Source organism: Mumia zhuanghuii, assembly GCF_042681565.1.
Taxonomy (GTDB): Bacteria; Actinomycetota; Actinomycetes; order Propionibacteriales; family Nocardioidaceae; genus Mumia.
In genome coordinates this window covers 2327584-2350724 of record NZ_JBHUFT010000008.1, presented here as the reverse complement: position 1 = coordinate 2350724, position 23141 = coordinate 2327584, and the positions used below count along the sequence as shown (strand labels likewise).

At 70.7% G+C, this 23141-nt stretch carries 26 protein-coding genes; 13 read left to right on the top strand and 13 right to left on the bottom strand.

What is annotated here, in order from left to right:
* The first annotated feature begins 14 nt into the window (after nucleotides 1–14).
* Together gcvP and ACFSDF_RS19895 are read left to right on the top strand one after the other, a co-directional pair.
* Nucleotides 15–2897 (top strand): aminomethyl-transferring glycine dehydrogenase, encoded by a 2883-nt coding sequence (gene gcvP, locus ACFSDF_RS19900; protein ID WP_377158905.1) that lies wholly within the window; start codon nucleotides 15–17, stop codon nucleotides 2895–2897.
* Nucleotides 2894–4246, top strand: coding sequence for a serine hydrolase domain-containing protein (locus ACFSDF_RS19895; RefSeq protein ID WP_377158902.1), 1353 nt, complete (start codon nucleotides 2894–2896; stop codon nucleotides 4244–4246). The genes gcvP and ACFSDF_RS19895 overlap by 4 nt, the downstream gene beginning before the upstream one ends.
* Nucleotides 4247–4325: 79 nt before the next feature.
* Here the strand turns inward: ACFSDF_RS19895 and ACFSDF_RS19890 are convergent, their stop codons facing one another.
* The 5 genes from ACFSDF_RS19890 to ACFSDF_RS19870 all read right to left on the bottom strand — a co-directional run bounded on the left by ACFSDF_RS19890 (nucleotide 4326) and on the right by ACFSDF_RS19870 (nucleotide 8613).
* On the bottom strand, nucleotides 4326–4961 hold the full coding sequence (locus ACFSDF_RS19890) for a response regulator (RefSeq protein WP_167002591.1): 636 nt from the start codon (nucleotides 4959–4961) through the stop codon (nucleotides 4326–4328).
* Nucleotides 4958–6208, bottom strand: a complete 1251-nt coding sequence (locus ACFSDF_RS19885) for a sensor histidine kinase (protein WP_377158899.1) — start codon at nucleotides 6206–6208, stop codon at nucleotides 4958–4960. The genes ACFSDF_RS19890 and ACFSDF_RS19885 overlap by 4 nt, the downstream gene beginning before the upstream one ends.
* A 35-nt stretch (nucleotides 6209–6243) precedes the next feature.
* Nucleotides 6244–6999, bottom strand: a complete 756-nt coding sequence (locus ACFSDF_RS19880) for an ABC transporter permease (protein WP_167002595.1) — start codon at nucleotides 6997–6999, stop codon at nucleotides 6244–6246.
* Nucleotides 6999–7955: an ABC transporter ATP-binding protein gene (locus ACFSDF_RS19875; protein ID WP_377158895.1), complete on the bottom strand. Its 957-nt coding sequence runs from the start codon at nucleotides 7953–7955 to the stop codon at nucleotides 6999–7001. The genes ACFSDF_RS19880 and ACFSDF_RS19875 overlap by 1 nt, the downstream gene beginning before the upstream one ends.
* A gap of 82 nt (nucleotides 7956–8037) precedes the next feature.
* Nucleotides 8038–8613, bottom strand: coding sequence for a dihydrofolate reductase family protein (locus tag ACFSDF_RS19870; RefSeq protein ID WP_167002599.1), 576 nt, complete (start codon nucleotides 8611–8613; stop codon nucleotides 8038–8040).
* 73 nt (nucleotides 8614–8686) lie between these two features.
* Between ACFSDF_RS19870 and ACFSDF_RS19865 the strand changes: the two genes are divergently transcribed.
* Nucleotides 8687–9598 carry a LysR family transcriptional regulator gene (locus ACFSDF_RS19865; protein WP_208322322.1) on the top strand — a complete coding sequence of 304 codons (912 nt, stop codon included), beginning with the start codon at nucleotides 8687–8689 and terminating at the stop codon, nucleotides 9596–9598.
* 3 nt (nucleotides 9599–9601) lie between these two features.
* On the opposite strand, the gene ACFSDF_RS19860 is transcribed toward ACFSDF_RS19865, so the two are convergent.
* From ACFSDF_RS19860 to ACFSDF_RS19850, 3 genes are read right to left on the bottom strand one after another with little or no spacing between them, the layout of a single operon-like run.
* Nucleotides 9602–10387, bottom strand: coding sequence for an alpha/beta fold hydrolase (locus ACFSDF_RS19860; RefSeq protein WP_167002601.1), 786 nt, complete (start codon nucleotides 10385–10387; stop codon nucleotides 9602–9604).
* A gap of 11 nt (nucleotides 10388–10398) precedes the next feature.
* On the bottom strand, nucleotides 10399–11262 hold the full coding sequence (locus ACFSDF_RS19855; RefSeq protein ID WP_377158889.1) for an aldo/keto reductase: 864 nt from the start codon (nucleotides 11260–11262) through the stop codon (nucleotides 10399–10401).
* Nucleotides 11263–11272: 10 nt separating this feature from the next.
* Entirely contained in the window at nucleotides 11273–12118 is an 846-nt protein-coding gene (locus tag ACFSDF_RS19850) for a formate dehydrogenase accessory sulfurtransferase FdhD (RefSeq protein ID WP_377158886.1), read from the bottom strand.
* A 50-nt stretch (nucleotides 12119–12168) separates the two neighbouring features.
* Here ACFSDF_RS19850 and ACFSDF_RS19845 point away from each other — a divergent pair, with 50 nt between their 5' ends.
* The 4 genes from ACFSDF_RS19845 to ACFSDF_RS19830 all read left to right on the top strand — a co-directional run bounded on the left by ACFSDF_RS19845 (nucleotide 12169) and on the right by ACFSDF_RS19830 (nucleotide 14629).
* Nucleotides 12169–13383: an acyl-CoA dehydrogenase family protein gene (locus tag ACFSDF_RS19845; protein WP_167002607.1), complete on the top strand. Its 1215-nt coding sequence runs from the start codon at nucleotides 12169–12171 to the stop codon at nucleotides 13381–13383.
* 7 nt (nucleotides 13384–13390) lie between these two features.
* On the top strand, nucleotides 13391–13753 hold the full coding sequence (locus ACFSDF_RS19840; RefSeq protein ID WP_167002609.1) for a hypothetical protein: 363 nt from the start codon (nucleotides 13391–13393) through the stop codon (nucleotides 13751–13753).
* Complete coding sequence (locus ACFSDF_RS19835) at nucleotides 13746–14165, top strand: hypothetical protein (RefSeq protein WP_167002611.1); 420 nt, start codon at nucleotides 13746–13748, stop codon at nucleotides 14163–14165. Before ACFSDF_RS19840 ends, ACFSDF_RS19835 begins: the two co-directional genes overlap by 8 nt.
* 62 nt (nucleotides 14166–14227) lie before the next feature.
* Complete coding sequence (locus ACFSDF_RS19830) at nucleotides 14228–14629, top strand: FAD synthase family protein (RefSeq protein ID WP_167002613.1); 402 nt, start codon at nucleotides 14228–14230, stop codon at nucleotides 14627–14629.
* A gap of 10 nt (nucleotides 14630–14639) precedes the next feature.
* Here ACFSDF_RS19830 and ACFSDF_RS19825 read toward each other — a convergent pair whose 3' ends face one another.
* Both ACFSDF_RS19825 and ACFSDF_RS19820 read right to left on the bottom strand, forming a co-directional pair.
* The gene (locus ACFSDF_RS19825; RefSeq protein WP_243842931.1) at nucleotides 14640–15284 is read right to left on the bottom strand and encodes a DedA family protein; all 645 of its coding nucleotides are present in this window, start codon (nucleotides 15282–15284) and stop codon (nucleotides 14640–14642) included.
* Nucleotides 15285–15293: 9 nt separating this feature from the next.
* Entirely contained in the window at nucleotides 15294–16292 is a 999-nt protein-coding gene (locus ACFSDF_RS19820) for a site-specific integrase (protein WP_167002615.1), read from the bottom strand.
* Between the two features lie 178 nt (nucleotides 16293–16470).
* On the opposite strand from ACFSDF_RS19820, the gene ACFSDF_RS19815 reads away from it, so the two are divergent.
* Together ACFSDF_RS19815 and ACFSDF_RS19810 are read left to right on the top strand one after the other, a co-directional pair.
* A complete protein-coding gene (locus tag ACFSDF_RS19815) occupies nucleotides 16471–17295 on the top strand; it encodes a bestrophin-like domain (protein ID WP_377158879.1) in 825 nt (274 codons plus the stop codon).
* Nucleotides 17279–17917: a hypothetical protein gene (locus tag ACFSDF_RS19810; RefSeq protein WP_377158876.1), complete on the top strand. Its 639-nt coding sequence runs from the start codon at nucleotides 17279–17281 to the stop codon at nucleotides 17915–17917. The genes ACFSDF_RS19815 and ACFSDF_RS19810 overlap by 17 nt, the downstream gene beginning before the upstream one ends.
* 2 nt (nucleotides 17918–17919) lie before the next feature.
* Here ACFSDF_RS19810 and ACFSDF_RS19805 read toward each other — a convergent pair whose 3' ends face one another.
* Nucleotides 17920–18480, bottom strand: a complete 561-nt coding sequence (locus tag ACFSDF_RS19805) for a dihydrofolate reductase family protein (RefSeq protein ID WP_167002621.1) — start codon at nucleotides 18478–18480, stop codon at nucleotides 17920–17922.
* 81 nt (nucleotides 18481–18561) lie between these two features.
* Between ACFSDF_RS19805 and ACFSDF_RS19800 the strand changes: the two genes are divergently transcribed.
* The 3 genes from ACFSDF_RS19800 to ACFSDF_RS19790 are packed head-to-tail and all read left to right on the top strand — an operon-like array spanning nucleotide 18562 to nucleotide 20420.
* Nucleotides 18562–19560: a threonine dehydratase gene (locus ACFSDF_RS19800; RefSeq protein WP_377158873.1), complete on the top strand. Its 999-nt coding sequence runs from the start codon at nucleotides 18562–18564 to the stop codon at nucleotides 19558–19560.
* 43 nt (nucleotides 19561–19603) lie between these two features.
* Complete coding sequence (locus ACFSDF_RS19795; protein ID WP_377158870.1) at nucleotides 19604–20050, top strand: PPOX class F420-dependent oxidoreductase; 447 nt, start codon at nucleotides 19604–19606, stop codon at nucleotides 20048–20050.
* 25 nt (nucleotides 20051–20075) lie between these two features.
* The gene (locus tag ACFSDF_RS19790) at nucleotides 20076–20420 is read left to right on the top strand and encodes an iron chaperone (RefSeq protein ID WP_167002625.1); all 345 of its coding nucleotides are present in this window, start codon (nucleotides 20076–20078) and stop codon (nucleotides 20418–20420) included.
* 23 nt (nucleotides 20421–20443) lie between these two features.
* Here ACFSDF_RS19790 and ACFSDF_RS19785 read toward each other — a convergent pair whose 3' ends face one another.
* A complete protein-coding gene (locus tag ACFSDF_RS19785) occupies nucleotides 20444–21544 on the bottom strand; it encodes an NAD(P)/FAD-dependent oxidoreductase (RefSeq protein ID WP_377158867.1) in 1101 nt (366 codons plus the stop codon).
* Nucleotides 21545–21588: 44 nt separating this feature from the next.
* Nucleotides 21589–22416 carry a helix-turn-helix domain-containing protein gene (locus ACFSDF_RS19780; protein ID WP_377158864.1) on the bottom strand — a complete coding sequence of 276 codons (828 nt, stop codon included), beginning with the start codon at nucleotides 22414–22416 and terminating at the stop codon, nucleotides 21589–21591.
* A gap of 112 nt (nucleotides 22417–22528) precedes the next feature.
* Between ACFSDF_RS19780 and ACFSDF_RS19775 the strand changes: the two genes are divergently transcribed.
* Nucleotides 22529–23128 carry an NADPH-dependent FMN reductase gene (locus ACFSDF_RS19775; protein ID WP_167002631.1) on the top strand — a complete coding sequence of 200 codons (600 nt, stop codon included), beginning with the start codon at nucleotides 22529–22531 and terminating at the stop codon, nucleotides 23126–23128.
* Nucleotides 23129–23141 lie beyond the last annotated feature (13 nt).

Below are 23141 nucleotides of genomic sequence, written 5' to 3'. Positions count from 1 at the left end.
GCGGGAGTTCGCGAATGAGCGACCAGTCCACGATCCCACGTCTGAGCGACCTTGCCGGCGTTGCGCCGTTCTCGAGCCGCCATATCGGCCCCGATGCGGCCGAGCAGGCACGGATGCTCGAGGCGCTCGGCTACCGCGACCTCAACGACCTCATGGCAGCCGCCGTGCCGAAGGGGATCCACCTCGGCGAGACGCTGTCGCTGCTTCCCGCCCTGTCCGAGCCGCAGGTGACCGCAGCCCTGCGCACCCTGGCGGACCAGAACAACCCTGGTGTGGCGATGATCGGCCTGGGCTACCACCCGACCGTGACGCCGCCGGTGATCCGGCGCAACGTCCTCGAGGACCCCCGCTGGTACACCGCCTACACGCCGTACCAGCCCGAGATCTCTCAGGGCCGGCTCGAGGCGCTGATCAACTTCCAGACGATGGTCGCCGACCTTGCCGGCCTACCGACCGCCAACGCGTCGCTGCTCGACGAGGGCACGGCCGCGGCCGAGGCGATGACGCTGACGCGCCGCGCCGTCCGCGGCAACGCTGACAAGCCGTTCGTCGTCGACACCGGTTGTCTCCCGCAGACGCTCGCCGTGGTCCGTACCCGCGCCGAGGCCATGGGCATCCTCTTGGTCGAGGCCGACCTCTCGCAGGGTCTGCCGGACGGTGACCTGTGCGGTGCGCTGATCGCCTACCCGCGCGAGGACGGCGCGATCGCCGACCCGAGCGAGGTCATCGCCGCGACGCACGAGCGAGGCGCACTCGCCGTCGTCGTGACCGACCCGCTCGCGCTCACGCTGCTCGCGTCCCCGGGCTCGCTCGGCGCTGACGTCGTGGTCGGATCGAGCCAGCGGTTCGGAGTGCCGATGTTCTACGGCGGCCCGCACGCCGGCTTCATCGCGGTCAAGGACGGCCTCGAGCGCCACCTCCCAGGCCGGCTGGTCGGTGTCTCCGTCGATGCCGAGGGGCGCCCGGCGTACCGGCTCGCGCTGCAGACCCGCGAGCAGCACATCCGCCGCGACCGCGCGACGTCCAACATCTGTACGGCACAGGTGCTGCTCGCTGTGGTCGCGTCGATGTACGCCGTCTACCACGGCCCCGAGGGCCTGCGGCAGATCGCGTACCGCGTCCACCGCAGCGCGGCCGTCCTCGCGGAGGGCCTGCGACAGCACGGGGTCGAGGTCGTGCACGACACGTTCTTCGACACGGTGGTCGCCCGGGTGCCCGCACGCGCCGACGACGTCGTGAGCGCCGCCCGCGCGGCAGGGATCCACCTGCGGCGCGTCGACGCCGACCACGTCGGGATCACCACGTCCGAGGTCACCACGCCGTCGCATCTTGAGACAGTGTGGGAGGCCTTCGGTGCCACGGACCTCGACCTGCCGACCGTCGAGGGCAGGGCAACCGATGCTTTGGAGGCGGCGCCGCCGCGTACCTCCTCGTACCTCACCCACGACGTCTTCAACACTCACCACTCCGAGACCGAGATGCTGCGCTACGTCACGCGGCTGGCCGACCGCGACTACGCCCTCGACCGGGGCATGATCCCGCTCGGCTCGTGCACGATGAAGCTCAACGCGACGACCGAGATGGAGCCGGTGAGCTGGCCGGACTTCGCCGATCTGCACCCGTTCGTCCCGGCCGAGGATGCCCAGGGCACGCTGCGGCTCATCAAGCAGCTCGAGGCGTGGCTCGCGGAGGTCACGGGGTACGCCGGCGTGTCCGTCCAGCCGAATGCTGGGTCGCAAGGCGAGCTTGCGGGCCTGCTCGCGATCCGGGGCTACCACCGCAGCCGTGGTGACGAGGCCCGTGACCTCTGCCTCATCCCGTCGTCCGCGCACGGCACCAACGCTGCGTCGGCCGTGATGGCGGGCATGCGCGTCGTCGTCGTCAAGGCTACCGACGACGGCGAGGTCGATCTCGACGACCTGCGCGCCAAGTGCGCGGAGCATGCCGACGACCTCGCCGCGATCATGGTCACGTACCCGTCGACGCACGGCGTGTACGAGCACGGCATCACCGAGCTGTGCGAGATCGTCCACGAGGCCGGCGGGCAGGTGTACGTCGACGGTGCGAACCTCAACGCGCTCCTCGGGCACGCGAAGCCGGGCGAGTTCGGCGGCGACGTCAGCCACCTCAACCTGCACAAGACGTTCTGCATCCCGCACGGCGGCGGCGGACCGGGCGTCGGCCCCGTGGCGGTCGCCGCGCACCTCAAGCCGTTCCTGCCGAGTCACCCGATGGCACCGCTGGCCGAGGACCGCGTGGGCATCGGTGCGATCAGCTCGGCTCCCTACGGATCGGCGGGCATCTTGCAGATCTCGTGGGCGTACGTGGCGCTGATGGGGGCGAAGGGGCTGACCGAGGCGACGTCGGTGGCCGTCCTCAACGCGAACTACGTGGCGCACCGGCTGGGCGAGCACTTCCCGGTGCTCTACGCCGGAGACCACGGGCTGGTCGCGCACGAGTGCATCCTCGACGTCCGCCCGTTGACCAAGGCGAGCGGCGTCAGCGTCGACGACGTGGCAAAGCGCTTGATCGACTACGGGTTCCACGCACCGACCATGAGCTTCCCGGTCTCTGGCACGCTCATGGTCGAGCCGACCGAGTCCGAGTCGCTGACCGAGCTCGATCGGTTCTGCGACGCGATGATCGCGATCCGCGAGGAGATCGACGCGGTCACGCGCGGCGAGGTCGCGGTGGCGGACAGTGCGCTGCGTCGTGCCCCGCACACGCTCAAGGCGCTGGCAGGGGAGTGGGACCGCGCCTACGACCGCGACACGGGCGCCTTCCCGTCGGGGAGCCACGTCGACAAGTACTGGCCCACCGTCGCCCGCATCGACCAGGCGTACGGGGACCGCAACCTTGCGTGCGCATGCCCTCCTCCGGAAGCATTCGCGGAGTGACTTCGCAGCCGCAGACGCCCCCCATCCTCCCGTCGACCGCCGTCCACCTCCAGGCGGCGATCGCCGCTGCGCAAGCGGGCAGTCGCGTCCCGTCGCTGAGCGCCGCGGTCGTCCGGGACGGCAACGTGGTGTGGTCCGGCGTCCGGGGCACGGCGGTGCGAGAGGGTGAGGACCGCCGCCCGACGCCTGACACCCAGTACCGCATCGGGTCTCTCACCAAGATGCTCACCGCCGCGCTCGTGATGCAGCTCGTCGACGAGGGCGTGCTCGACCTCGCGGACACCGTCGGGAAGCACGTCCCTGAGGGCCCGTTCGCCGAGGCGACGATCCGTGGCCTCTTGTCGCACGCCGCCGGCCTCCCGGCGGAGCCTGCCGGCCCCTGGTGGGAGCGCAGCCCCGGCGGGTCGTACGAGGAGCTGGCGGCCGCCAACGCCGACGCCTCCCTGGTGCTGTCGCCGGGCGAGCGCCACCACTACTCCAACCTGTCGTACGCGATGCTCGGTCGCGTCGTCGAGGGGCTGTGCGGTGCGCCGTGGCGCGACGTCCTCGCCGACCGCATCCTCGTCCCGCTCGGGATGACCCGTACGACGTACGACGCAGTGACGCCGTACGCCGACGGCTATGCGGTCGAGGCGCTGACCGGGATGCTCGTCGCGGAGCCGCACCAGGTCACGGGTGCGATGGCGCCGGCAGGTCAGCTCTGGAGCACGCCGGCCGATCTGTGCCTGTGGCTCGCCGAGCTCGCCCGCCCGACGCTGCTCAGCGACCGCGTGATCACGGCGATGACGACGCCGCAGTCCGGTGACCCTGACGAGAGGGGCACGGAGTCGTACGGGCTGGGCGTGCGCCTGCCGGTCGCGGGCGAGCGCGTGCTGGCCGGTCACGGCGGATCGATGCCCGGGTTCCTCGCGGGGGCGTGGGTGGACCGCGAGAGCGGGGTCGGCGCCGTGGTCCTGGCCAACACGGCGTACGGGCTCGACGTGGGTGGCCTGCCACGCACGCTGATCGAGACGGTGCTCGCGCACGAGCCGGTGATCGTGCCGGAGTGGACGCCGACCGGCGAGCTTCCCGACGGGGTGCGCGAGCTGCTCGGCACCTGGCACTGGGGCCATCATCCGTTCACGATGGCGTACGACGGCAAGGTCCTCTCGCTCGCGGCCGACGGAGGCCGCGCGTTTCGATTCGCGCCGGCGGGAGCGGACACGTGGACCGGCCTGTCCGGCTACCAGCTCGGCGAGACGCTGCGGGTGGTCCGACGCGAGGACGGCACGATCAGCCACCTCGACATCGGCACGTTCTGCTACACCCGCATCCCGTACGACCCGTCCGTCCCGATCCCCGGCGCCTGACGAACATCCCGACATCACGACCCGACATTCGCCCCCCGATACGGGGGTGAAATGTCGGGTCGTGATGTCGGGACGAACGTCAAGGCCCCCCGAGCAGGCCGCGCTCGTACGCGGTTGCGACCGCGGCAGCGCGGTCCTTGACGCCGAGCTTCTCGTAGACGTGCCCGAGGTGCGTCTTGACGGTCGCCTCGCTCACGAAGAGCAGCTTCGCGATCTCACGGTTGGAGCGGCCGCGTGCGACGAGCGCGAGCACCTCGGTCTCTCGTCCGCTCAGCTCCTGGGAGCGGGCCAGCACCCGCGACACTACCCGTGTCGCGACGGCAGGTGACAGTACCGACTCTCCACGTGCCGCGGACCGGATCGCGGCGAAGAGGTCGTCGCGGCGCGCGTCCTTGAGGAGGTAGCCCGTGGCCCCGGCGTCGAGCGCCGCCATGATGTCGCGGTCGGTGTCGTACGTCGTGAGGACGAGCACGCGACTGGGGATCTGCTGCGCAGCGAGCTCGGCGATCGCGGCGACACCGCCACCGCCGGGCATGCGCAAGTCCATGAGGATCACGTCCGGGCGCAGCGACACCGCCAGCCGCACACCGGTCGGGCCGTCCGACGCCTCTGCGACGACCTCGAAGTCGGGGGAGGCCTCGAGCATGCCGCGCAGTCCGTCGCGGACCACGGGGTGGTCGTCGACCAGCAGCAGGCGCAGCACGGGCGCGGTCATCGCACCCCCGACGGTACGCGGAGTGAGACCGCCGTCCCGCCGCCGGGCTCGGACTCGACCACGAGCGCGCCACCGGCCCGCAGGGCGCGTCGGCGCATCCCGTCGATCCCGAACCCGTGAGCGCCGTCGGAGCCCTGTCGTGGCGCCGCGAGGTCGAACCCGTGCCCGTCGTCACGCACGTCGAGCACGACCTCGCCCTCTGCGTACGACAGCGTGACGCCGACGCGGGAGGCCTGGGCATGGCGCCCGACGTTCGTGAGCGACTCCTGGACGACGCGGAGCACGACGGCCTCGGTGTCGGGGGAGAGCGGCTCGGGCTCGCCGGTCACTACGAGCTCGGCGGGGACGCCGGTCTCCGCCGACCACTCGTGCGCCCGCGCCCGTACGGCCTCGAGGACGTCGAGATGGTCGAGCGCGGCCGGCGCGAGCGCATGCACCGAGCGTCGCGCCTCGTCGAGGGAAGCACGGGCGAGCTCGGCGGCGCGCTTGCGGTGGGCGGCGGCGGCGGCATCGTCGTACGCGTCGTCGGCTGCCTGGAGCTGCGTCACGATCCCGGCGAGCCCCTGCGCGATCGTGTCGTGGATCTCCGCGGCCAGCCGTTCGCGCTCCTCGTGCCTGCCGGCCTCGCGCGCTCGTGCCACGAGGGCCTCCTGCAGAGCGGCGTTCTCTCGCATCGCCTGCTCGAGCCGGGCGTTGGTGCGCTCAAGCTCGGAGATCGTCGACGAGCGCTCCTCGGCGAGCTCGGTCTCGTTGTGCGACATGACCGTGAACAGGCAGACGAGCCCGGCGTTGAGGACGAACAGGCCGGCGAAGGCGGCGGCCTGGCCGACGCTCTTGGGTGGCCAACCACCTGCCTGGGAGCCTGCCATCGTCACCGCCGTCACGAGCAGGACCGCCCAGGTCCCGCGTCGCCGCAGATAGACCGAGGCGTCGTAGTAGCCGATCGAGGCGTAGATGCAGAAGAACGGGTTCAACCAGGAGAGCACGAACGCGAACACCGTGCGGACGATGACGTAGGTCCGTCCGAGCCAGTCGTCGAGCGGTGCACCCCAGCGACGGGAGACGCACCACCAGTGGGCGGCTGCGGCGACGACCGCGAGCGCTGCCAGGAGCGGGAGCCGGTCCGTGGTCCCGATCGCCTGAGCGAGCGGGATGGCGAGGGCTAAGGACAGCGCCAGGAGCGGATAGGGCGCATAACGGACGAGCGTCGCCCAGCGACGCTCGATATGTTCCGAGAGATCGTTCATCCCAGCCTTCCGCTCACGTCGTCGCCTCGTCGCGCTCACTCCCAACGGAAGTATCGCGCAGCCAGCGCGCCGAGCCCGACAGTCCACGCGACCAGGACGACGACGTGCAGCATGTCGGGGACACGACCGGCCGCCGCCTCGTCGAGTGCGAGCACTGCGGCCCCGTTCGGTGTGAGGGCCACGATGTCGCCGAGGAGCCCGGGCAGGACGGTCACGGGCACCCAGACACCGGCTGTGAACATCGACGGGAAGAAGATGACGGTGCCGATCGCCGCCGAGGCCTTCGCCGTCGGCGCCAGCCCGGAGATGAGGCCGCCCAGCGACAGGTTGACCAGCACGGCGAGGACGAACAGCCCGAGGTAGGTCAGCGGGGCTCCCGGAAGGGCGACGTCGAAGACGATCCGCCCAACCGCGACCGCCAGCAGCGATCCGATGAGGATGCCGGCCCCGTGGATCGCCCACTGGGCCATGAGGATGTGCGTCGGCTTGGCCGGGGTGGTCGCATAGCGCCTCAGCACCTGGTTCTCGCGGTAGGTCGAGATGACCGCCGGCATCGACATGAGCGACGCCATGATCGCCGACAGCAGGATCGCGATCGGCACGTAGAGGTCGATGACCCGGATGCCCCCGAGCGACTCGTCGGGCTCCCGGAACGACGGGATCGCGCCGAGGATCGACAGCAGGATCGTCGGGAAGAGCACGATCCAGAACATCGTGCCCGGCTCGCGGAGCATGAGCCGGCCCTCGGTCCGCAGCATCGCGACGGCGGGGGAAGTGGTCGTGGTGCTCATCAGACGGTCTCCTTCGCGGTGGCATCCGACTCGCTGGCATCGGCGTCGGCGGTGATCAGGTCGAGGTAGGCCTCGTCGAGCGACGACTCGGAGATGCGCAGGTGCTCCGGTCGGACACCCTCGTCGCGCAGCCGGTCGAGCACGGCGAGAACCGCCGTGTCGTCGCACGCGACCTGCATGCGCCCGCTGCGCTCCATCACGTCGGACACCCCGCCGAGGGCGGTGAGCGCCGCGACGTCGAGCGTCCGGTCAGGCACGAACGACATGATCAACGGCGCCGCCGTACGACCGATCAGCCCGTCAGGGGTGTCGGTGACGAGGATCCGTCCGCGCTGCACGAGGGCGATCCGGTCGCACAGGTGCTGCGCCTCCTCCATGAGGTGCGTGACGAGCAGGATGGTCGTCCCCTCCGCACGGATCTCCTCGACGAGCTCCCACACCTCGCGCCGCGAGCGCGGGTCGAGTCCGGTGCTGAGCTCGTCGAGCAGCGCCACCTTCGGGCGTCCGACCAGGGCCAGCGCGATCGCGAGCCGCTGCTGCTGGCCGCCGGACAGCTTGCGCCACGGGTGGTCCAGGCGTTCGCCGAGCCCGAGGCGCGTCGCCAGCTCGAGAGGGTCGCGCGGGTCGTCGTAGAACGACGCGAACAGTTCGAGCGCCTCACGGACCCGCAGCTTGGCCTGGAGTCCGGCGCTCTGCAGCTGCACTCCGACGGTGCGCTTCACGGCGTCGCGGTCGGTCACCGGGTCGAGCCCGAGGATGCGGACAGAGCCCGCGTCGGGGCGTCGCAGACCCGCGATGCACTCGACGGTCGTGCTCTTGCCCGAGCCGTTGGGTCCGAGGACGCCGAAGATCTCGCCCTCGGACACGGTGAGGTCCACATGGTCGACGGCCACCACCGGGCCGTACGTCTTGCGCAGGCCACGGACCTCGATGGCGGGCGCGGATGTCGTCGTCATACCTGTCATCCCATCGTGTGGCGAGGCGTCGGCACATCCTCCGACCGGCTGGACCTCGCTCCGCCGATCGGGTGGTCCGGGTTCAGGTCCGGTCATAGGTGAGCACGGCGTTGCCGCCGGGGAACGTCTTGAGGTCGGTGAGGTCGAAGGGTGTCGGCGCGAAGGGGCCCCCGCCGAACGCCGAGATCCCGGCACCCGCGACGACCGGGTAGCGCTTGACGACCATCCGGTCGATCTCCGGCAGCAGCGTCGCCGCGAGCAGTCCGCCGCCACACAGATAGATGTCGAGCGGCGAGTCCTCCGCCTTGAGTGACTTGACGAGCGCCACCGGGTCCTCGCGGACGTACGTCACGTCGTCGGCGAGCTCCTCCTGCCGCGTCGAGACCACGTACTGGCGCAGGTGCGGATAGGGGCTCGTCATGCCGAGCGCCAGGCCCGGCTCGTACGTCCGGCGCCCCATCACAATGGTGTCGAAGTGGCGGTTCGGGGCCTCGGTCAGCCCGAGCTGCTCTCGGCCGACGGCGGGCAGGACGTCGGGGTACTCGTCGAGCATCCACGCGCTGTAGGCGTCCGAGGACGGATAGAAGTCGAACTCGTCGTTCGGCCCGGCGATCATCCCGTCGATCGACAAGGCGATGAAGTAGGTGAGTCGTCTCATGGCTCCAGCCTGGTTGCGGGGCAGTGGGCGGAACAACGACAAGTCCTGGGAGGATCGATAACCCACAGGTGATGTGAGCGGAGGGCGTACGGCGGTGGAGCTGCGGGACATCGAGATCTTCCTGACCCTTGCTGACGAGCTCCATTTCGGACGTACGGCCGACCGCCTGAACGTGTCCCAGGCACGGGTCAGCCAGGCGATCGCGAAGCAGGAGCGGCGCATGGGGACAGTGCTGTTCGAGCGGACCAGCCGGCAGGTGCGCCTCACCCCGGTCGGGGCGCGGTTGCGCGACGACCTGCGGCAGGGGTACGAGCTCATCCAGTCAGGGCTGGCTCTCGCGAGCCGGTCCTGCCAGGTCCCGGAGGGCGTCCTGACGCTGGCGACGATGGGCGCGGTCGGCCACGAGATGCGCCCGGTCGTCGACGCGTTCGTCGCACGCCATCCGGGGTGCTCGGTCGAGCCCCGCGAGTTCCACTTCAGCGACCCCTTCGGGCGGCTGCGGCGCGGCGAGGTGGACGTCCAGGTCACGTGGCTGCCGGTGGAGGAGCCTGACGTACGGATCGGCCCACGGGTGCTCACCGAGGGGCGGGTCCTCGCCGTCGCGACCAACCACCCGCTCGCGGCAGAGGAGGCGGTCTCCCTCGAGGTCCTCGGCGACGAGACGGCGTTCGACGCGGGCGCCGACGTCCCGAGCTATTGGGAGCAGGCGATGCTGCCACGCCGTACGCCCGCCGGGCGGCCGATCCGGCGTGGGCGCGGCGTGCGGACGTTCCACGAGATCCTGACCCGCGTGGCCGCCGGGGACGGCGTGACCCCGCTGAACGCCCACGTGCGCCACTTCTACACGATGCCGGGTGTGACGTACGTGCCGATCATGGACGTGCCCGACACCGAGTGGGTGCTGACCTGGAGGGCTGACCGTGAGACCGCCGAGGTGCGGGCGTTCGCCGAGACGGCACGGTCGCTCGGGACGAGGGCGCTCTGAGCGTCAGCCGGCCGTGACCTCGGAGCGCTCCCGTGCCCACCAGTCCTGGAGCGCGGCCACCGCCGGCGCGGGCGCCTTCGCCCACGCCAGGTGGTCGATCCGTGCATCGTCGGGGGCATCGGCGAGCCGGTAGTCCCACCACGTCACGTCGTCGTCCCGTACGACGCGGGCGAGCGCACGCGCCGAGCGGGGGACGGACAGCATGTCGCCCTCGACCTGCAGCACGAACGTGGGCACGTGGAGCCTGCCCACCGGCAACGGCCCGCTCGGGTACGGGAAGCGGCGACGCCGCACGAACCGCGCCCACTCGCGCATGAGGGTGCGAGGCTGCGGGCCTCCGAAGCCCCACCGTGGCCAGTAGCCGTAGAGAGCGCTGATCAGCGGCACCGACGCGGCGAGCGCCCAGATGCCCCACGAACGCGCGCGGTAGTGCCAGAACCACGGCTCCGACGCTCCCGCCAGGACCAGCCCGTCCGCTGCTCCGCCGTCGAGGAGGTAGCCGAGCGACACCTGGCCGCCCAAGCTGTGGCCGAGAAGCACGATCGGCGTCTCCGGATGCTGCGTGCGGACTTTGAACACGTGGTCCGCGACGGCCTCGACGAGCTCGGCGTAGCCCCAGTCGTGGCCGCGCGACGGCGCCTGCGTGTCACGGTCGATCCCGCGGGCCGCCATCGTGCAGGAGGTCCAGCCGATCGCGTCGAGCGCGGCGGCGAGCGTCCGGTAGTAGGGCGACGGGACGCCCATCGCCGGGACGATCACGACGTGGGGAGCGGAGGGGTCCTGGTGCACGAGGGGGAAGTCTAGGACGGTGCTGGTGATCGCGTGTCGTTCAGGGCGTCCAGGCGGCTGACGTGGGCGTTCGTCAGGACGAGATCGCCCGCCCGGACGTTGCCCTCGAGGTGGGAGATCTGCTTTGTGCCGGGGATCGGGACGATGACAGGGGAGTGTGCGAGGAGCCAGGCGAGCGCGACCTGTGCTGGACTCGCGCCGAGCTCGGTGGCGATCTCGACCACGACCGCAGACGCAGGGGTGTCGGCCATCGCCCCGGCGACCGGTCGCCAGGGGAGGAAGGCGATGCCCGCTCCTTCGCAGGCGGCGAGCACCGGCTCGTACGCGCGGTCGAACACGTTGTAGCGGTTCTGGACGCTCGCGATCTCGACGACCTGACGCGCCGCGTCGAGCTCGTCGGCGGTGACCTCCGAGAGGCCGATCCGCGCGATCTTGCCCTCGCGTCGCAGGTCGCCGAGCGTGCCGACCTGGTCGACGAGGGGAGTCTGCGGGTCCAGGCGGTGCAGCTGGAGGAGCCCGAGGCGCTCGGTGCCGAGGCGACGCAGTGCCTCATCGACCTGACTCCTGAGGGACTCGGGGCGTGCGTCGTATCCCCAGTCGCCTGACACAGGATCCCTGACGACCCCCACCTTGGTCGCGACGAGGACGTCGTCCGGGTAGGGGCGCAGCGCCTCGGCCACGAGCTCTTCGTTCGCCCCCCACCCATAGAGATGCGCCGTGTCGATCAGCGTCACGCCGAGTGCGACGGCGCGCCGGAGGACGGCCACGGAGGTCGTACGGGCGTCGGTCGGGGCGGTCGGCAGCTGCATCGCGCCGAAACCGATCCGTGCCACCGGGAAGTCGCCACCAAGGAGAAAGGTGTCGCGGGATTCCATGCGGCTCACCCTAGGTCGTGCTCGGGTCGCCGTCCGCATAGACGACGACGCGTCCGTCGCGCGCGAAGCCGGCCAACGTCAGACCGGCCTGGTCGCACAGCCGAGCCGCGAGCGTCGTCGGAGCCCCGACTCCGACGACGGCGGTGAACCCGGCGACGGCAGCCTTCTGGACGACCTCGAACCCGATCCGCCCGCTGGTGCACAGCGCCAGGTTGAGTGCCGCGTCGCCCCCGAGGAGGCCTCCCTCGAGAAGCGCATGGCCGACCACCTTGTCGACGGCGTTGTGGCGCCCGACGTCCTCCCGGACCACGACCACGCTGCCGTCGGGACGGAACAGGCCCGCGGCGTGCGCCCCGCCCGTACGGTCGAAGTGCTGCTGGTGGCGGCGCAGCAGGTCGGGGAGCACAGCGAGCGCGGACGGGTCCCAGCGCGAGGCAGGACGCACGGGCAGCCGCGCCACGAGGTCCGCGACCTCGTCGAGCGAGTCGGTGCCGCACACCCCGCAGGCCGACGTCGCGCGCAGCGAGCGCTCCTGCCAGTCGCGGGCGGGGCCTGCGGCAAGAGCGACGGTCACCACGTTGAACCGCTGCTCCTCGGCGAGCCGAGCGTCAGTGCAGTAGGCGATGCCCGCGATCTCGTCACGACCTGCGACGACGCCCTCGGAGAGCACCAGGCCCGCTGCGAGTGCGAAGTCGTGGCCCGGTGTGCGCATCGTGACCCCGAGCCGGCGGTCCCGCGCGCCCGGCGCGGCGACCCGGATCTCGAGTGGCTCCTCGGCGATGAGCCGGTCCTCGTGAGCGCGGGCGACCCCGTCGACCCATTCGACGACACGCCTCCTGCCGGTGGGTGCGGTCATGACCACAGCCTATGTCCGGTGGCGACGAGCCCGGGACTAGCATCGGGGGCATGAGCACTCGTCGCCCGCCCGCGCTCGACTCGTACGACCCGCTGGGGATCGATGACCTCCTCCAGCCGGAGGAGATCGCGATCCGCGACACGGTCCGCAGCATGCTGGCCGACGAGGTCGACCCGTACGTCGCGGAGTGGTTCGAGAGCGGAGAGCTCCCCGCGCGCGACCTGATGCGGTCGTTCGGCAAGGTCGGGCTGCTGGGGATGCACCTCGAGGGCTACGGCTGCGCGGGCACGAGCGCCACCGCGTATGGGATCGCCTGCCTGGAGCTCGAGGCGACCGACTCGGGCATCCGCTCGATGGTGTCCGTGCAGGGCTCGCTCGCGATGTACGCGATCTGGGCCTTCGGCAGCGAGGACCAGAAGCAGACCTGGCTCCCGCGGATGGCGACCGGCGAAGCGATCGGCTGCTTCGGCCTGACCGAGCCCGACTCCGGTTCGGACCCCGCGAGCATGCGGACGGTCGCGCGGCAGGACGCCGGGGGTGACTGGATCCTGAATGGCGCCAAGATGTGGATCACCAACGGCTCGATCGCCGACGTCGCGGTCGTCTGGGCGCAGACCGGTGAGGCGGGCAACGGCGGCACCGTCCGTGGCTTCGTCGTCCCGACGGACACACCGGGGTTCACCGGCACGACCATCAAGCACAAGATGTCGCTACGGGCGTCCGTCACGGCCGAGCTCGTCCTCGACGGCGTCCGGCTCCCCGCCGACGCCGTCCTTCCCGAGGTCACCGGCATGCGTGGCCCGCTGTCGTGCCTGAGCGAGGCGCGCTACGGGATCGTGTGGGGCGCGATGGGCGCCGCGCGCTCCTCCTTCGAGGCGGCGCGGGCGTACGCCGGCACGCGGACCCAGTTCGGTGCGCCGATCTCGGGCTTCCAGCTCACGCAGGCCAAGCTCGCCGACATGTCGCTCGAGCTCAACAAGGGCATCCTGCTCGCGCTGCACCTCGGGCGCCGTAAGGACGCGGTCGGTCTGCGCCCGGAGCAGGTCAGCTACGGCAAGCTCAACAACGTCCGTGAGGCGCTCGAGATCTGCCGCACGTCGCGCACGATCCTCGGCGCCAACGGCATCTCGCTGGAGTATCCGGTGATCCGTCACATGAACAACCTCGAGTCCGTGCTCACGTACGAGGGCACGTCCGAGATGCACACGCTGATCGTCGGGCAGGCCCTCACCGGGCAGGCCGCGTTCCGCCCGTCGCAGGGCTGACCTGCCCGTGGCTCTCTGGTTCGCCTGGCTCGTCGCGCTCGCCTCGATCGCCGTCGCCGGCTACGCGGCGTACCTGCTCGTCCGCAACCGGCCAGTGGACAACCCGTTGTTCTATGCTGCCGCCGCGCTCGAGCTCCTGCTGATCGTGCAGACCGTCGCGGGATGCGTCGCCCTGGCCAGCACCTCACGCGACGTCGAGGGCGTGACGTTCGTCGGCTACCTGATCACGTGCGTGCTCATCCCGCCGGCCGCGGTGATCTGGGGGGTCTCGGAGAAGAGCCGGTGGGGGACCGGCGTCGTGGTCGTGGGCATGCTCACGGTCGCGGTCCTCGTCGCTCGTCTCGTCCAGCTCTGGAGCGGTCATGCCTGATACCGAGCGCGCTCACACCGGGTCCGGCTTCGGGCGGATGCTCGTCGCTGTCTATGCCGTGTTCGCGATCTCGGCGACCGCGCGCAGCGGAGTCCAGCTCGTGCTGCACTTCGACGACGCTCCGGTCGCCTACCTGCTCTCGGCCTTCGCGGCTGTCGTCTACATCGTCGCGACCGTCGCCCTCGCACGCCGAGGGAGCACTTCGGAGACGGTAGCCGCAGTCGCCATCGGCGTCGAGCTCGTCGGTGTGCTGGTCGTCGGGACGCTGACCGTCATCGATCCCGAGCTCTTCCCGGACGCGACGGTCTGGAGCGGTTTCGGCGAAGGCTACGGCTACATCCCGCTCATCTTGCCGATCGTCGGCATGTGGTGGGTCGTCCGGACGCGCCGCCTCAACCGTCGTACGCGCTGACGCGGTGTCCGCGGGGCGCCCCCCGCGAGGGCGCCTCGTGACTGGGCGGTAACCTCGACGCCGTGAGCGAACGCACGGTGATCACCTTTGGCACGTTCGACGTCTTCCACGTCGGCCACGTCCGCATCCTCCAGCGCGCCGCTGAGCTGGGTGACCGACTCGTGGTGGGGGTGTCCGCCGACGCGCTCAACATCCGCAAGAAGGGGCGCGCGCCCGTCTTCACCCAGGACGAGCGACTTGAGATCGTGTCGGCCCTGGGGGTCGTCGACGAGGTGTTCCTCGAGGAGAGCCTCGAGCTCAAGGGTGACTACATCCGCAAGTTCGGCGCGGACGTGCTCGCGATGGGTGATGACTGGAAGGGCCGGTTCGACGAGTTCGCCGAGCTCTGCGAGGTCGTCTACTTCCCGCGCACGCCGTCGGTGTCGACGACGGCGCTCATCGAGCACATCTCCTCCAACTCCTGAGACCTGCCGGTCACGGCTCCTCCGGGAGCCCTGCCTGGCGGCGCTTGCGCAGCTGCACGAGCCGGACCACGAGGAACGCGACCACGCCGACCAGGACGAGCACGAGCACGCCCTTGGAGTACGTGCCGACGACGTCGCTGACGGTCTCCCAGCGTGACCCCAGGGCGTACCCGAGCATGATGAAGAGCGTGTTCCAGATCAGGCTGCCGACGGCGGTGAGCGTGAGGAACACGCGCAGCGGCATGCGTTCGAGACCGGCGGGGATCGAGATGAGGCTGCGGAAGATCGGCACGAACCGGCCGAAGAACACCGCCTTCGTCCCGTGCTTGGCGAACCACGCCTCGGTCTTCTCGACGTCGGTGACCTTGACCAGCGGCATGCGGGCCACCACTGCGTACAGGCGGTCACGGCCGAACCATCGGCCGATCCAGTAGAGCGCGAGTGCGCCGACGATCGACCCGATGGTGGTGCAGACGATCGCGGCGACGAGGTTCATGTCGCCGACGCTGGCGGTGAATCCGGCAAGCGGGAGGATCACCTCGCTCGGGATCGGCGGAAACAGGTTCTCCAACGCCACCGCCAGGCCTGCTCCGGGGGCACCGAGCCACTCCATCAGGTCGGCCGCGAAGCCTGCGATTCCTCCGATGTCACTCACGCGTGAAGCCTAGCGAGCGTGCCTGTGCGTTCCCTCAGGACCTCCGGTGGATACGTTCACGGACTCGTGGAGCGCGGAGGCTGGCGCAATCTCCGGCTCCGGAGTGACGCTTCGCCTCAGCAGCTCCATGCGGAGGGGGAGAGGTTGCCAGCCGGGTGCCCCGGCGTGCTCGTCGTTGAGCCGTTCGACCTCGCGCCGGTAGCTGCGAGCAAGACCCCGTGGCTGCAGGGGCATCCCTGCGGGAACGGGACGCCCGGGCGGGACGTGGTTGGCGCGTACCGAGACCCACAGCGCGTTCACGGCACCGCCCTGGAGCGCGCCGACGAGCGAGGCGCGGACCTGCAGCCACGACGTCAGCGACGCCACCGTCGGCCCGCTCAGCGGGTGCAGTGACTCGGGACGCTGCGTCGTCGACCGTTGGGGCCGGCGCCGCACACGCAGGGTGCTCTCGCCCAGGTCGACGTCCTCGGTCGTCATCTGGCACAGCTCACCCGCGCGGGTGCCGGTGTCCACGACGACGCCGATCACCGCCCTCAAGCGGTGAATCGCCAGCGCGCCCGGGCGCGATCCTGCTGCCGCCTCGGCAAGCCCGGCAAGCTGCTCCTGAAGCTGTGCGACCGTGCGCTGCGGGACGACCGGCCGACGCGCGAACTCGGCGGAGGTCCGCAGGTGCGAGGGGTCGACAGCGGCGGCTTCGGCGATCATCAGCAGGCACCGCAGCCGGATCTGGCTGCTGGACGCGCTCGAGCGCGAACCGTCGCGTCGTTCACGGGAGCGAAGCGCGCCGGCCTCGGCGAGGTCGAGGTAGGCGCCGACGACGGTGGAGCTCAAGAGCTCCGCGATGTCGCCACGAGCAGGGGAGGGGAGTTCGCCGGTTGCCGTGGCGAGAGCGAGCTCGCGTTCGACCCAACGCAGCTGCCGTAGACGCGAGGGGCTCACCGAGCGGATGAGGCTCTCGACAGCAGCGTGAACGGACCCGAGGGCGGAGTCCCAGTTCTGTGGAAGCACAACTCGGATACTACCAAATAACAGGCCCGACGCCGCGAAAACACGCCGCCGGTAGGGAAACCGGTGGGTTTTGCACCGAAGGGAGGGGGCGGTTGCGGGGCATAGCTCATCCCGCACGGGTGATGTCGACCACCCACGGTCGACGGACGATGTGGGGGGCAGCGGGGAAGGGGGCGGCGTGAACCTGTTCATCGGGGCGCTCGTCGTCGTGCTCGTGACGGCATGCACCGTGACCGCAATGCTGCTGGTCCGGCGCCACGCTCCCGAGGGCAGCTACTTCGCCGACGGCGACCGTGCGTCGGGCGTGTTCGGTGTGCTCGCGACCGGGTTCGCGGTGATCCTCGGGTTCATCATCTTCCTCGCGTTTGAGTCGTACGACGCCTCTCGGACCGGTGCCGAGACTGAGGCGCTGTCGGTCGTGCAACAGGTCGAGACCGCCCAGTTTTTGCCCTCCGAGCGCGGTGAGGAGCTCACCGCGATGCTGATCTGCTACGCCCGGTCGGTCATCGACTCGGAGTGGCCGGCGATGGATAAGGGCACTCTCGGGGACGCGTTCAACCCCTGGGGCGCCGAGATGTTCCGGACGATGCGCGCCTACGAGCCGGCCACCGCGGCCGAGGGGTCGGCGTACGACCGGTGGATGGATCAGACCGATGCGCGGGAGCAGGCGCGGATCGACCGGGTGCACGGCGTCGAAGGTGTCGTGCCGCTCCCGATCTGGATCGGGCTGTTCGTCATCGCTGCCGTGATCTTCGGCTACATGCTGTTCTTCGCCGACCGGGCCGAGCGTGCAAGGACCCAGGCGATGCTGATGGGCAGCGTCACCGTCGTCATCACCCTGCTCCTGCTCCTGCTGGTGTTCTTCGACAACCCTCACGGGGACGGCGTCGGCAGGCTCGAGCCGGTCGCGATGAAGCGGTCCCTGCGGCTGATCGCCGCCGCCGTCGAGGTTGCAGGGATCGACCCGCCTGAGCTCTGCGACAGCCATGGCCGCGCCCTCTGAGCAGGCGAGCATGCTCCGCGAGCTCGCGGTGACCGTGCTGCTGGTGGTGGCGGCGGTCGCCACGTCGTGGAGCAGCTACCAGGCCACGCGCTGGCACGGCGAGCAGGCGGAGGCGGCGAGCCGTACCAGCGCGATCCGGGTGGAGGCCGCCCGGGAACAGGGTCTGGCCGAGGCCCAGACCGAGATCGACGTCGCCACCTTCATCGCATGGGTCGATGCCGACCGCAGCGGTGAGCCGCAGCTCGCGGCGTTCTTCGAGGCGAGGTTCCGGCCTGAGTTCCGGACGGCGTTCGAGGCCTGGAGGGCGACGGACCCGTTCACCGACGCCACCGCGCCCCCGACGCCGTTCGCGATGCCGGAGTACACCCTCGCCGCCGACAAGAAGGCGGACCAGCTCGACCGGGAGGCGGAGGCCTCGGCGGCCGAGGTGAGGGAGGACATCCAGCGCGCGAGCAACTACGTGCTCACCGTCGTCCTGTACGCCGTCGCGCTCTTCTTTGCGGGCATGAGCACCAAGATCGGCAGTCGCCGGCTGCAGACGGTGATGATCATCGCCGGCTATCTCGTCCTGATCGGCGCGATCGCGTGGATCGCGACGTTCCCGGTGAGCATCGCGCTCTGACGTCAGCTCAGCACGGGTGCGTACGTCAGCACGACATGGCCGTTGTCGAACACGCGCACGTCCGTACGGCGCAGCGGGATCGGCCCCGGGAGGCCGGAGAGCACGGGGACACCACTGCCGAGCGCGACCGGGTCGACGATGATCCGCAGCTCGTCGACGACCCCCGTCGGGAGCAGGTTCGCGACGAGAGAGGAGCTGCCGAAGATCGCGATGTCCTTGCCCGGCTTCTCCTTGAGCGCACGGACGTGCCCCGCGATGTCGTCGGCGACGAACGTCGTCGGACCCCAGGAGTGCGTCGTCATCGTCCGTGAGGCCACGACCTTGGGGAGGTCGTTCATGAAGCCGGCGACGACCTGGTCCGCGTCGTACGCCTGCGGGGTCGGCCAGTAGGCCGCCATCATCTCGAAGGTGACGCGTCCCATCACGATCGTGTCGATGTGGTCACCCTGAGCGCGTGAGTACTCCTCGAACTCCTCGTCGATGTCGAACCAGTCCGTCCCTCCGGCTGCGTCAGCGTGATAGCCGTCGACGGACGTCAGCAGGAACGCGTACACGGTGCGCATGGATCTCCTCGTAGGTCGGTGGTCAAGGGTGGACGCCTCCGGACGGGCGAACTCATCGGCCTACGGTGGCATCATCAGCAGATGAGTACGTCTACTGACACCGTGCCCACCGCCACCGGCCTGCCTGACCACGCCGACCTGCTCGACGCCACCCGCGCGGTGCGTGCAGCGTTCGCGCCGACGCCGCAGCAGGTATGGCCGTTGCTCAGCGAGGAGCTGGGCGCGACGGTCTGGGCCAAGCACGAGAACCACACGCCGCTCGGGGCGTTCAAGGCGCGCAGTGCGCTCGTCTACTTCGACCGGCTCGCACGCAGCGGGGCGCTGCCCACGGGCGTCGTCTCGGCGACGCGCGGCAACCACGGGCAGGCGCTCGCGTACGCGGCGGGGCGCCGCAGTATTCCCGCCACCGTCGTCGTGCCGAGGGGCAACAGCCGCGAGAAGAACGCAGCGATGCAGGCGCTCGGCGCCGAGCTGATCGAGCACGGAGACGACTTCCAGGACTCGCTCGAGCACGCACGCGCCCTCGCCACGAAGCGGGGGATCGCGCTCGCGCCCAACTTCCACCCGTGGCTGGTCGCCGGAGCGGGCACGTACGCGCTGGAGTATCTGTCGGCGGTGCCCGACCTCGACGTCGTCTATGTCCCGATCGGGCTCGGCTCCGGGGCGTGCGGGATGCTCGCGGCGAAGGCCGCGCTCGGGCACCGCGCCGAGGTGGTAGGGGTCGTGTCCGCGGGTGCGCGGGCGTACGCGGACTCGCTGGAGGCGGGCGCGCTGGTGTCCACGCCGGTGACGACACGGCTGGCCGACGGGATGGCGTGCCGTACGCCGGTGGCGGAGGCGCTCGCGCTGATCCGCGACGGGATCTCGCGGGTGGTCGTGGTGAGCGACGACGAGGTCTCCGACGCGATGAGGCTGCTGTACCGGACGACCCACAACGTCGCCGAGGGTGCGGGAGCCGCGGCCACCGCTGCCGCCACGCAGGAGCGCGACCGCAACGCCGGCCATATCGTCGGTGTCGTCGTCACCGGGGGCAACGTCGACACCGACGTGTACGCGGCACAGCTGGCGCGACAGCCCTGAGTATTCGCTCGCTCGACGAGCCCGCGCATGGAAGGATCTCGCCGTGAATGACCTGAGGGAGATCTTTGCCGGGTCCTGGCGCGGTGTGCTGGTGACGCTCAAGCGCGACGGGCGGCCGCAGCTGTCGAACGTCGGGCACCTGTACGACCCGGAGGCCGATGCCGTCCTCATCTCGACAACTGCCGACCGCGCGAAGGTCCGCAACCTCCAGCGTGACCCGCGGGCGAGCTACTACGCGACGACCGATGAGCTTGCGTCGTACGCGGTCGGAGAGGGCGACGCGGAGGTCGGTCCGGCGGCGGCCCACCCGGAGGATGCGGCGGTGGAGGCCCTCGTCGCCCACTACCGGGCCGTACGAGGCGAGCACCCCGACTGGGACGAGTTCCGGGCGGCGATGGTCGCGGAGCGTCGTGTCCTCGTGACCGTGCGGTTCTCGCGCGTCTATGGGTGGGCCGGGCCGGTGGCGGCGTCGCGCACGCTCAGCGAGTAGACGTCACCGCACCTACGCTGGCCGGATGGGAACGGTCGACGACTATGTGTCAGAGCTCGAGGAGCCGCGCCGCTCCGTGGTGGCCGGTGTGTACGCCGCGGTCGCTGAGGCGGTTCCCGACGCCGAGCAGGGCAAGGGCTACGGGATGCCGGCGCTCGTCTACCGGGGCAAACCCCTGGTCAGTGTGATGTCGACGAAGAAGCACCTGTCGCTCTTCCCGTTCAGCAGCGACGTTGTCGCGCAGTTCGAGGACGACCTGGCCTCGTACGACACGGCGAAGGGAACGATCAGGTTCCAGCCGGACGCCCCGCTGCCCGCCGACCTCGCCGTACGCATCGTCGAGGCGCGGCGGGACCAGATCGACGCCTGAGGCTGAGGCTGGTCGGGGCGCGCTCAGTCGCGCCCGAGGCGTGCCGCGGGGCGCAGCTCGTCGGCCAGGGTCCCCGTCATCGCTAGGGCGGCGAGCTCGACGCCGAGCGCGGGCGCCTGCTTGTAGAGGTTGTGGCCAGCGACGAAGGCGATCCCGTCGTCCTCCCACACCGCGACTCCGTCGTCGCCCCAGGGGAGTGTCGTGACCCAGCAGTGCACGTGCCCGACCGGCGTCGGGTCGAGCCCCGGCAGCGCGACGCGGACGTAGTCGGCGGCTCGGGTCGCGAGGGCGTCCAGCGCTGCTGGATCGATCGACCGGCCGTCGTCGTTCACAGGGACCGACGCGGCGAGGCCGACGCCGTACCGGCTGTTGTCGGGGACGGGTGCCGCGTAGACGCCCTCCTCTCCGAAGGCGCCGCTGGAGTCCTGGAGCGTGGCGAGGCGGCGTGGCGGGGCCTCGCGCACGGCGAACGTGACCCGCACGTGCGCCGACACCTGGACCGGAAGCGACAGGCCGATGCCGTGCGCAAGCGGGGCAGTGCCGAGGCCTGCGCAGACCACGACGTACGCGTGCGTGCCGCGGCGGGTGCCCGTGCGGACCTCGACGGTCCCGCTCGCCGTCCGTCGCAGAGTCAGGACGTGGTCACGGACAAGCGCGTCACCGAGGGCGGCGCTGAGGCGCGTCACGGCGGCGCGCGTACGGATGGCGCCACCGGTCTCGTCGAGCATCGCGGGTCCGTCGTACGGGGCGAGCAGGGGAAGGCGGGCGCGGAGCTCGGCGGCGTCGAGCGGACGTACGGTGACGTCGGCCAACGTGCGGAGCACCTGCATCCGAGACTCGACGGCTGGGCCGAGCGCGACCGCTCCGTCCGGGGAGACGAGCTCGGTGCCGAAGGTGTCGCTCCACTCCCGCCAGATCGCGCGCGACCGGGCGACGAAGCCGGCTAGACGTGCGTCCGCGTGGGCATGCCGGAAGATCCGCGCATCACCGGCGGACTGTCCGCCCCCAGGGGCTCCGGCCTCGTACACGGTCACCGAGGCACCCGCGCGGGTCAGCTCGTACGCGGTCGCGAGGCCGACGATCCCTGCGCCGACGACGGCGACATCGGTGGTGGAGGTGAGCATCCGCTCAGCCTAGGCCGATCGGTGGCGCCATGGTTGTGGCCAGGTCAGACGGCCCGCAGCGTGCCGGCGGCGCGTAGGCGCAGCGACTCGAGCGCGGCCGCGGTCGGGTCGTCCGTGGGGACGAGGACCATGATCTGCTGACTGTCGGCAGCAGGCAGCTCGAGGATCTCGCAGTCCAGGCGCAGCTCGCCGGCGACCGGGTGGAGCCACTGCTGGGTGCCGCGGGACACCGCCGTGTGACCGCTGAGGCGGCCGGTGAAATCGTCCCCAGCGACCGCCGCCATCTCGGCGGTGAACGACCTCGAACGATCCGTCGCGGGGCCCTGCCACAGCTCCGCCACGCGCTCGTCGGCGATGCGTTCCCAGTCGGGAAACGCGTGGCGTGCTCTCTTGTCGGTGAGGACGAAGCGGGTCAGATTTGGCTCCGCTCCGTCGAGCACGCCGAGGGGACGCGCCAGCCGGTCGAAGCCAGATGTGTGGGAGAGGAGGTCACCGATCCGGTTGACGACCGCGGCGATGCCGGGCTCGAGCTGGTCGAGGATCGCCTGGACGGCCGGCCGCACCGATGTCTGGTGCGGGACCACGCTGACGCACTCGCCGGACGTCGCCTTGGTGAGGTGGTGCAGGTGCTCTCGGTCGGTGACGTCGAGCTGGAGCGCCTCGGCGAGGGCGTGCACGACCTGGATCGAGGGGTTGCGGTCGCGCCCCTGCTCGATGCGGGTGAGGTACTCGACGCTGATGCCGGCGAGCGCGGCCAGCTCCATGCGACGCAGGCCGGGAGTGCGGCGCCGGTCGCCAGACGGGATGCCGAGCGACTCCGGCTTCGTGGCGTCGCGACGTGCGCGGACGAAGTCGCCGAGGGGCGTGCTCATGACCACCACAGTACGGCGGTGCGCGCCGTACTCCCTCGTACGAAGGTGGCCCTGTGGGGGCCAGCCTGAGCGCGGTCTGGTTGTGGCGCGCCGTTGTCTCCACGCTGGAGACATGAGCGAGAACAGCAGACTTGTCATCCTGGTCGGCAGTGTCCGAGTGGGTCGCTTCGGTCCCGTCGTGGCCTCATGGGTCGCCGAGCAGGCACGCGCACACGGTGGTTTCGAGGTCGACGTGGTCGATCTTGCGGACGCCGATGTCCCACTGGCTCTGCCTGCGGAGTCGCCGAAGCTCGCGGGGGAGGCCTACCCGCGACCGGCGGGGATGCTCGAACTGACGGAGCGGTTAGACGCCGCCGAGGCATTCGTCATCGTGACCCCCGAGTACAACCACAGCTATCCCGCGTCACTCAAGGCGGCGATCGACTGGCACTTCACCCAGTGGACGGCCAAGCCCGTGGCGTTCGTGAGCTATGGGGGAGCAGCCGGCGGACGCCATGCCGTGCTCCACCTCGAGAACGTGCTGACCGAGCTGCACGCCGTGACGATCCGCGACGGGTTGTCCTTCCCGAACTACTTCCTGAACTTCGACATGGACGCCGGTCTGCCGAACGACGAGCAGACGGCGGTGTACGCGAAGGCGATGCTCGATCAGCTCGACTGGTGGGCGACGGTCTTGAAGGACGCCCGCCGGCGGGTGCCGTACCCGGTCTGATCGACGACGGAGC